Below are 8,335 nucleotides of genomic sequence, written 5' to 3' on the forward strand. Positions count from 1 at the left end.
GCCGACGTTCGGCGCGCGCGAGGGCGTCGGCTTCGCCCGCCTCAACCTCGCGGCGTCGACGGCCACCCTCGAGGACGGCGTCCGACGTCTGGCGTCCGCCCTCGCCTGACGTCCCGCCGCCGGGCACCCCGGCAGGTCCCTGCCGGTCGGTCCGCCCCTGGCTCGCCTCCGCGGCGACGTGCACGTCCGACGCGTCCGCGCCCGGCGGTCCGACACCGGCCTGACGCCGGGGCGACGTGCGTGTCGGACCGGTCAGCGACGCGCCGACGACCCTTGCGCCGAACGGGCGAATCTGCGCCCGTCTGCACGGACACAGCGCGCGAATCGCGACATAGGTCCTGTCCAGGACGCCCTGCGCGCGGGTGTCCAGGTCACGGTCAGGTCGCGCCGCTCAAGTGGACGCCCGTCCTGCCGATGCTGACGACTGAAGACCCCGTGCCGATCCAGACGGCGAGGCGGTCCGGGCACGACGACGAGCCTGGCGAGGAGGCTGACATGAAGAGGTGCGACGAGTGCACGTCCCCGGTGGCGGAGTGCAACCACTGCGAGGGTCAGGGTCGCAAGCGGTGGAAGGGCGAGTGCACGTTCTGCCGCGGCACGGGCATGGTCTGCTCGGGGAACAGCAACCACCGCTGGTGAGCTGACGGCCCGCGGAGCGGGCCGGCGCACGGTCCCGCCGCCGTCGATGCCGGCCCCCCGCGGGCCGTCTCATGCCCGGCGCGAGGGGTGACGGACGAGCGGTCGGCGGATCCGGGCCGGGCGGACGGCGCGGTCAGACGCGGTCGCGGACCAGCGCGACGAGGGCGTCGACGATGGGGACGTCCGCGTCGAGCCACGGGACGTCGTGCCACTGCCCGGCGGGCAGCCAGCGGAGCTCGTCGTGCTCGACGAGCGGCTCGGGGACGCCGTCGACGACCTCCACGAGCCAGAGGCGCATCACGTACCGGTCGGTGAGGGGCCAGACGCCGTCGTCGGGGCCCACGACCTCGTCGCCGAGGGCGACACGGACGCCGAGCTCTTCCCGGAGCTCACGGTGGAGCGCGGTCTCGGGGGTCTCCCCGGCGTCGACCTTGCCGCCGGGGAACTCCCATCGACCTGCGAGGCTCGCCGGCGTCGCGCGACGCGCGGAGAGCAGGACCCGGGGCTCGTCCAGGTCGTCGACCACGGCGGCGGCGACGACGAGCACGGGTGGTGTCATGCGGTGAGTCTGCCAGTCCCGGTGGCGACTCGGGTGTGGCGACCGGCTGCCGTACGGCGGCCCGGTCGCCCGGGCCGCCGGGAAGTCGGCTTCGTCAGATCAGCGGATGCCGTGCGCGACGGCCCACGCGACCGCCTCGGCGCGCGTGGAGACGCCGATCTTGCGGTAGACGCTGCGGACCTGGGACTTGACGGTGTTGCGCGTCACGAACAGACGGGTGGCGATCTCCTCGAGCGTCACGTCCTCGCCGAGCTCGCCGAGGACCACCCGCTCGCGACGCGTCAGCGCCTCGGTGACGGTCCCGACCGTCTCGCTCGTCTCCAACATGCTCATCGTGTCCTCCGGTTGTGCTGCATGGATGCCGACTTCTCCGGCTCCGCCTGGGGCGGCGTACCGGATGAGAGGCGACAACCAGGGCGTCATGACGCCACTTTCACCAACTCGTTTTCGCGAAGCGCTGCGTACCGGTCTCGCTGCCACCCACAATGAACGCCGGGGGGCGATGCTGATACACCCGGGTCATCAGACCCCCGTCGGTTCACCCGTTCGGCCGATGGTCGCGGGTCCGTAAGGTCCGATATACGCCGTCGCGAGGCAGCTGGTCCAGAGGACGGGCTCGACGTCAGCCCGCGGCGTGCGCCTCGTACTCCTCGGCGGTGAGCAGCGGGCCCGTCTCGGTGACGTCGACCTTGAGCAGCCAGCCTCGCCCGAAGGGGTCGGAGTTGACGAGCGACGGGTCGTCGACCGCCTCCTGGTTGACCTCGGCGACGGTGCCGGAGACCGGCGAGAAGAGCTCGGAGACGGACTTGGTGGACTCGATCTCGCCGACGACCGCACCGGCGGTGATCGTCTCGCCGACGGCCGGGAGCTCGAGGTAGACGATGTCGCCGAGCGCCTCGGCGGCGGTCGAGGTGATGCCGACGGTCGCGGGGGCGCCGTCCTGGAGCCACTCGTGCTCGAGCGTGTAGTGCAGGTGCGTGGGCAGGTCGGTCATGGCGTCTCCAGGTGGGTCCGGGCCGGGCTCGTCGAGGACGGGTGTCGTCGGGTGGGGTCTCGCCGGGGGGGGTCCCGACGAGAGCTCGTCATCGAGGACGACGGTAGAAGGGCAGGGCCACCACGCGCACGGGTTCGGCGCGTCCGCGCACGTCGACGGCGAGCTCGGTGCCGGGTGCGCTGACCTCCGGGGTCACGTACGCCATGGCGACGGGGTGTCCGAGGGTCGGCGACGGGGCACCGGACGTGACGGTCCCGACGTGCGGGGCGTCCGGCGCCAACGACGCGAGCACCGGGTAGCCGTGCCGGGCGGCGCGGCGACCGAGACCCTGCAGCCCGACGAGCACGCGCGCGGGCTCGGAGTCGTGGCGACCGGCGAGCGCGGCGCGGCCGACGAAGTCGAGCGGCTTGCCGTCGGCGTCGGTCTTGTCGAGCCTGACGACGCGACCGAGGCCGGCGTCGTAGGGCGTCGTCGTGCGGTCGAGCTCGTTGCCGTAGAGCGGCATGCCGGCCTCGAGGCGCAGGCTGTCGCGCGCGGAGAGACCCGCGGGGACGAGCCCGTGCGGCTCGCCGGCGGTGAGCAGGGCACGCCACAGGGCGGGGGCGTCGGAGGCGTCGACGAACAGCTCGAAGCCGTCCTCGCCGGTGTAGCCCGTGCGGGCGACGAGCGCGGGCAGGCCCGCGACGGTCGCCGGGACCGCGGCGTAGTACTTGAGCGCGCGCACCGCGTCGACGTCGGAGGCCTCGGTCACGGACGCGACGATCTCCTCCGCGCGCGGGCCCTGCACCGCGACGAGGGCCGTGCGCAGGGACGCGTCGTCGAGGGTCGCGTCGAAGCCCTCGAGCCGCTCGACGAGGGCCGCGCGGACGACGTCGACGTTCGACGCGTTCGCGACGACGACGAACCGCTCGGCCGCCAGCCGGTAGACGACGAGGTCGTCGAGGACCGCGCCGTGCTCGTCGACGATCATCGTGTACCGCGCCCGGCCGTCGGCGAGCGCCGACAGGTGGCCGACGAGGGCCGCGTCGAGCGCGGCGCCCGCCTGCGGGCCGGTGATCTCGAGCTCGCCCATGTGCGACAGGTCGAACAGCCCCGCGGCGGTGCGGACCGCGGTGTGCTCGGCGATGTCGGACGAGTAGCGCAGCGGCATCTGCCACCCCGCGAAGGACGTGAGCGCGGCGCCCAGGGCGACGTGCTCGTCGTGCAGCGGGGACAGGGTGTCCGTCGTCGGGTCGCTCACGGTCGCTCCGTTCGTCGGGTCCGGCTCGGTCGCGGTCGTCGCGGCCGCCGGCGTCGTCGGGGTGGGCTCGGGCGGGCTCACTCGGCGAACGCCTCGACCGGCGGGCACGAGCAGACGAGGTTGCGGTCGCCGTGCGCGCCGTCGATGCGACGGACCGGCGGCCAGTACTTGTTCTCGCCGAGCGACGCGACCGGGTAGGCCGCGAGCCGGCGCGCGTACGGCTTGTCCCAGTCGTCCGACGTCACGGCTGCGGCGGTGTGCGGGGCGTTGCGGAGCGGCGACTCCTCGACCGCCCACCGCCCGTCCGCGACCGCGTCGATCTCCGCACGGATCGCGACGAGCGCGTCGACGAACCGGTCGAGCTCCGCGAGGTCCTCGCTCTCCGTCGGCTCGACCATGAGCGTGCCCGCCACCGGAAACGACAGCGTCGGCGCGTGGAAGCCGTAGTCCATGAGCCGCTTCGCGACGTCCTCCGCGGTCACGCCCGTCTGCTTGGTGATGTCGCGCAGGTCAAGGATGCACTCGTGCGCGACGAGCCCGTTCGGGCCCGTGTAGAGCACCGGGAAGTGCGGCGCGAGGCGCGTGGCCAGGTAGTTCGCGGCCAGCACCGCGGTCTCCGTCGCGGCGCGCAGGCCGTCGGGGCCCATGAGCGCGACGTACGCCCACGAGATCGGGAGGATGCCCGCCGAGCCCCAGGGCGCCGCGGAGACGGGGGCGACGGCTCCGGTCGTCGCCGCGCCGCCGACGGCGTCGTCGGAGCGTGCCGGGGTCGGGTCGCCCGGCAGGAACGGCGCGAGGTGCGCCGCGACCGCGACCGGCCCGACGCCGGGACCGCCGCCGCCATGCGGGATGCAGAACGTCTTGTGCAGGTTGAGGTGGCTCACGTCGCCGCCGATCTCGCCCGGCCGCGCGAGCCCGACGAGCGCGTTGAGGTTCGCGCCGTCGATGTACACCTGGCCGCCCGCGTCGTGCACGAGGTCGCACACCGTCCGGACGCCCTCCTCGTAGACGCCGTGCGTCGAGGGGTACGTGATCATGATCGCCGCGACCTGGGGGCCGTGCTGGTCGAGCTTCGCGCGCAGGTCGTCGAGGTCGATCGACCCGTCGGGCGCGGTCGCGACGACCACGACGCGGAGGCCCGCGAGCGCCGCCGACGCCGCGTTCGTGCCGTGCGCCGATGCCGGGATGAGGCAGATGTCGCGCTCCTCGCCCCGGCTGCGGTGGTACGCGTGGATCGCGAGCAGGCCCGCGAACTCGCCCTGCGAGCCGCCGTTCGGCTGCACCGACACCGCCGCGTAACCCGTGATCTCGGCGAGCCAGTCCTGCAGCTCGGTGACGAGCTCCGCGTAGCCCTGCGTCTGGTCCGCGGGGGCGAACGGGTGGATCGACGCGAACTCGGGCCAGGAGATCGCCTCCATCTCGACCGTCGCGTTGAGCTTCATCGTGCACGAGCCCAGCGGGATCATCGTCCGGTCGAGCGCGAGGTCCTTGTCGGACAGGCGGCGCAGGTAGCGCAGCATCGCGGTCTCGGAGCGGTGCAGGTGGAAGACGGGGTGCTGCAGGTACGGCGTCGTGCGGCGCAGCGCCTCGGGGAGCGCGTCGGACGGGCCGTCGAGGTCGCTCGCGCCGACGAAGCCGAATGCGAAGGTGTCGTCGTCGTCGGCCTCGAGGCGCGTCGTGCCGGCCTGCGCGAAAGCGAGGACGACCGCGAGGACGTGCTCGGGGCGGGTCCGCTCGTCGCACGTGACCTGCACGTGGTCGGCGTCGGGCGCCCACAGGTTCACGCCGAGGTCCGCCGCCGCGGCGACGACGGCCGTGGCGCGACCCGGCACGGCCGCGCGCACGGTGTCGAAGAACGTCGCGTGCTCGACGGTCACGCCGACCTCGCTGAGGACGGTCGCGACCGACCGGGCGTGCGCGTGCACGCGCCGGGCGATCGCCTTCAGCCCGTCGGGGCCGTGGTAGACCGCGTACATCGACGCGACGATCGCGAGCAGCGCCTGCGCGGTGCAGATGTTGCTCGTCGCCTTCTCGCGGCGGATGTGCTGCTCACGGGTCTGCAGCGCGAGGCGGTAGGCGCGCGCGCCGTCAGCGTCGATGCTCACCCCGACGAGGCGTCCGGGGAGCGAGCGCTCGAGGCCGTTGCGGACCGCCATGAACGCGGCGTGCGGGCCGCCGCCGAACAGCGGGACGCCGAACCGCTGCGCCGACCCGACCGCGATGTCCGCGCCGAGCTCGCCGGGCGTCGTCACGAGCGTGAGCGCCAGCAGGTCGGAGGCGACCGTCACGAGCGCGCCGCGCTCCTTCGCCTGGGCGATCACGGGCCGCAGGTCGCGCACCGCACCCGACGCGCCGACCTGCTGCACCACGACGCCCAGCAGCGTCCCCTCGACCTCGGGCAGCCCGTCGGACAGGTCCGCGACGACGACCGGCAGGCCGATCGCCTCCGCACGCCCGACCGTCACGGCCAGCGACTGGCCGAACAGGTCCGCGTCGAGCACGACCGTGCCCGGCTTGTTGCGCTGCCCGCGCCACATGAGCGCGACGGCCTCCGCCACGGCGGTCGCCTCGTCGAGCAGGGACGCGTTCGCGATGTCCAGACCCGTCAGGTCCGTGACCATCGTCTGGAAGTTGAGCAGCGCCTCGAGGCGCCCCTGGGAGATCTCCGGCTGGTACGGCGTGTACGCCGTGTACCAAGCGGGCGACTCCAGCACGTTCCGGCGGATCACCGGCGGCGTCACGGTGTCGTAGTACCCCTGGCCGATCATCGACGTGAGCACGCGGTTGCGGCCCGCGATGCCGCGCAGCGCGTCGAGGACCTCCTCCTCGCTGCGGGCGGCCGGCAGGTCGAGCTCACGGCCCGTCCGGATCGACGCGGGCACCGCGGCGTCGATCAGCGCGTCGACCGTCGGGAAGCCGACCGTGGACAGCATGCGCAGCGTCTCCTCGCCGCGCGGACCGATGTGCCGGTCGGCGAAACCCTCGGCGGCGGGCGTGTGCTCGACGGCCGTCAGGTTCACCGCGGCGGTGTGGCTCTCGGCCGCAGGGCCGGCGTGCGGGGCGTCGGCGTCGGGCTGCACGGGCGGGACGGCGAGGGCGCCGGCACGGGCGACGACGTCGTGCAACGAGCTGAGGTCGGTCACGGGCTGCTCCGGGGGTCGTCCGGCAGGCGCGCCGGGACGGGCGTGTGGGCTCCCCGCTCTGTCATCCGCGCGCCGGGGCGTGCGACCTGAGAGTTTTGCCGGTCCGCCATGGCCGCTACAGGCCCGGGGCGCGCCGACTTGCACCGTCGGTGGGTCGGTCCCCGTCGGGGGTCGACCGCTTTCCAGAGTTGCCTCGCCGTCGCGGTACAGGGGCCTGAGAGATTCCCGGGGAGGGTTGCTCCTTCGGCGTCCGGCTCGTGGTGTCCGGAGCTCTCCCGCGTCGGTTCGAGCAGCGTGTTCAGTTGTCGCGTTGCCCGGCCAGCCTACCCGCCGCCGCATGGCCGCCGCTGACCGCCGGTCGGGCGATGCGGTACAGCACGTGCCGCTCGAGCCGGTGCCCGTGCGGGACCGACGGGTGGTCGAAGTCGTCGGCGGGGTCGCGCGTCATGCCGATGCGCCGCATCACGGCCTGCGAGCGGACGTTCGGCACGGCCGTGAAGGAGACGATCTCGTCGAGACCCGCCTCCTCGAAGCCGACGCGCAGCGCCTCACGAGCCGCCTCCGACGCGTACCCGTGCCCCCACGCCCAGCGCGGCAGCCGCCAGCCGACCTCGACGAGCGCCGGGTTCCACGACGGGCGGCTCAGACCCGTGAAGCCGGCGAACCTGCCCTCCACCTCCAGCGCCCACAGACCCCAGCCGTTCTGCTCGAGGCCCGCCTGCGCACGGGTCGCGAGCGCGTCGCTCTGCTCGCGGGTCAGCGGCGCCGGGAAGTGCTCCATGACGTCCGGGTCCGCGTTCATCCGCGCGAACGGCTCGAGGTCCGCGTCGCTCCACTGCCGCATGACGAGTCGCTCGGTCCGTCGCTCGAGTCCCATCCGGGCACCGTACGTGCGTCGGTGCGGTCAGCGTGGACGGTCCGCGGACCCGCGGTCGAGAGGACCGATCGCGCGCCGGCGCCGCCGCAAAGTGTCGACGACGAGCCACACGACGCCGCCGACGGCGAGCACGCCGGCCACGACGAGCACCGTCGAGCCGCGGGTGGCCGACCGCAACACCGCGAGGCCGACGACGACCACCACCGCCGCGTTGAGCAGCAGCCGCCGCTTGCGCCGCCAGTCGGGCGGTGTCATCGGCGAAACCACTCGGCCGTCGGCCGGATCACCAGATCGTCGCGCGTGGTCACCAGCGCACCTCGACGGAGGCATCGTCGTCTGGAGTGTCTCCGCGCCCGGCGTCGGTCCCTGCGCGCGCCGCCCACGCCGCGAGCGCGACGAGCGCGGCGACGAGGAGGTGCACGGCGACCCGCGCGACGGTCCGGCGGGCGCCGTCGTCGCTTCCGGGACGCAGGTCACGCGCCGTGCCCGTCCACTGCACTGGCGGGGCCTGCGGCACCGGCCGGGATGTCGACAGGGGCGCGGCGCTCGCCTCGGGGGGCGGCGGTACGGGCACGTGGACCACGGGCGGATCATCACAGCACCGTCCCGTCGGCGCCATCCCCTCCTCTGCCGAGGCTCACGGGCGGCGTGACCCGACGGCCCACGGCGCGGCGTCGTCGGGCTTTTCCACGGTGCGGGCAGCGGACGCGGTCCCGGGGTGCGTCGTTAGGCTGACGCGATGAGCACGGGACACCGGGGCGGACGGCGCGCGACGGTCGTCGTCGTGTCCGACCGGTCGTCCGCCGGGACGCGCGAGGACCGGTCCGGGCCCGTGGCGCGCGACCTGCTGGCCGAGGCCGGTTTCGCGGTCGGCGAGGTCGTC

8 protein-coding genes and 1 riboswitch are annotated in these 8,335 nt (G+C 74.1%); of the genes, 1 reads left to right on the forward strand and 7 read right to left on the reverse strand.

Features of this window, described 5'->3' with window-relative positions; all coding sequences use genetic code 11:
- The first annotated feature begins 495 nt into the window (after nucleotides 1-495).
- Nucleotides 496-639 (forward strand): hypothetical protein, encoded by a 144-nt coding sequence (locus HGA02_RS05530; protein ID WP_168678160.1) that lies wholly within the window; start codon nucleotides 496-498, stop codon nucleotides 637-639.
- A gap of 133 nt (nucleotides 640-772) precedes the next feature.
- Here HGA02_RS05530 and HGA02_RS05535 read toward each other — a convergent pair whose 3' ends face one another.
- The 7 genes from HGA02_RS05535 to HGA02_RS05565 form a co-directional block, all read right to left on the reverse strand.
- Nucleotides 773-1,198, reverse strand: coding sequence for a (deoxy)nucleoside triphosphate pyrophosphohydrolase (locus HGA02_RS05535; protein ID WP_168678161.1), 426 nt, complete (start codon nucleotides 1,196-1,198; stop codon nucleotides 773-775).
- 99 nt (nucleotides 1,199-1,297) lie between these two features.
- Nucleotides 1,298-1,531 carry a LuxR C-terminal-related transcriptional regulator gene (locus tag HGA02_RS05540; protein WP_124342576.1) on the reverse strand — a complete coding sequence of 78 codons (234 nt, stop codon included), beginning with the start codon at nucleotides 1,529-1,531 and terminating at the stop codon, nucleotides 1,298-1,300.
- A 289-nt stretch (nucleotides 1,532-1,820) separates the two neighbouring features.
- On the reverse strand, nucleotides 1,821-2,192 hold the full coding sequence (gene gcvH, locus HGA02_RS05545; RefSeq protein WP_124342575.1) for a glycine cleavage system protein GcvH: 372 nt from the start codon (nucleotides 2,190-2,192) through the stop codon (nucleotides 1,821-1,823).
- A gap of 88 nt (nucleotides 2,193-2,280) precedes the next feature.
- Nucleotides 2,281-3,432, reverse strand: coding sequence for a glycine cleavage system aminomethyltransferase GcvT (gene gcvT, locus HGA02_RS05550; protein ID WP_343035290.1), 1,152 nt, complete (start codon nucleotides 3,430-3,432; stop codon nucleotides 2,281-2,283).
- Between the two features lie 77 nt (nucleotides 3,433-3,509).
- Nucleotides 3,510-6,575, reverse strand: coding sequence for an aminomethyl-transferring glycine dehydrogenase (gcvP, locus tag HGA02_RS05555; protein WP_425483031.1), 3,066 nt, complete (start codon nucleotides 6,573-6,575; stop codon nucleotides 3,510-3,512).
- Nucleotides 6,576-6,767: 192 nt separating this feature from the next.
- A riboswitch (glycine riboswitch) is annotated at nucleotides 6,768-6,863 on the reverse strand.
- Nucleotides 6,864-6,873: 10 nt separating this feature from the next.
- Complete coding sequence (locus HGA02_RS05560; protein ID WP_168678162.1) at nucleotides 6,874-7,452, reverse strand: GNAT family N-acetyltransferase; 579 nt, start codon at nucleotides 7,450-7,452, stop codon at nucleotides 6,874-6,876.
- 27 nt (nucleotides 7,453-7,479) lie between these two features.
- A complete protein-coding gene (locus tag HGA02_RS05565; RefSeq protein WP_168678163.1) occupies nucleotides 7,480-7,707 on the reverse strand; it encodes a hypothetical protein in 228 nt (75 codons plus the stop codon).
- Nucleotides 7,708-8,335: the final 628 nt, after the last annotated feature.

Origin of the sequence: Cellulomonas septica (genome assembly GCF_012396155.1) — a bacterium.
Lineage (GTDB): Bacteria > Actinomycetota > Actinomycetes > Actinomycetales > Cellulomonadaceae > Cellulomonas > Cellulomonas septica.

Coding starts and splice junctions, on each gene's coding strand:
- HGA02_RS05540 (WP_124342576.1), bottom strand. CDS start 1,531: ATGAGCATGTTGGAGACGAGCGAGACGGTCGGGACCGTCACCGAGGCG.
- HGA02_RS05565 (WP_168678163.1), bottom strand. CDS start 7,707: ATGACACCGCCCGACTGGCGGCGCAAGCGGCGGCTGCTGCTCAACGCG.
- HGA02_RS05560 (WP_168678162.1), bottom strand. CDS start 7,452: ATGGGACTCGAGCGACGGACCGAGCGACTCGTCATGCGGCAGTGGAGC.
- HGA02_RS05530 (WP_168678160.1), top strand. CDS start 496: ATGAAGAGGTGCGACGAGTGCACGTCCCCGGTGGCGGAGTGCAACCAC.
- HGA02_RS05535 (WP_168678161.1), bottom strand. CDS start 1,198: ATGACACCACCCGTGCTCGTCGTCGCCGCCGCCGTGGTCGACGACCTG.
- gcvH (WP_124342575.1), bottom strand. CDS start 2,192: ATGACCGACCTGCCCACGCACCTGCACTACACGCTCGAGCACGAGTGG.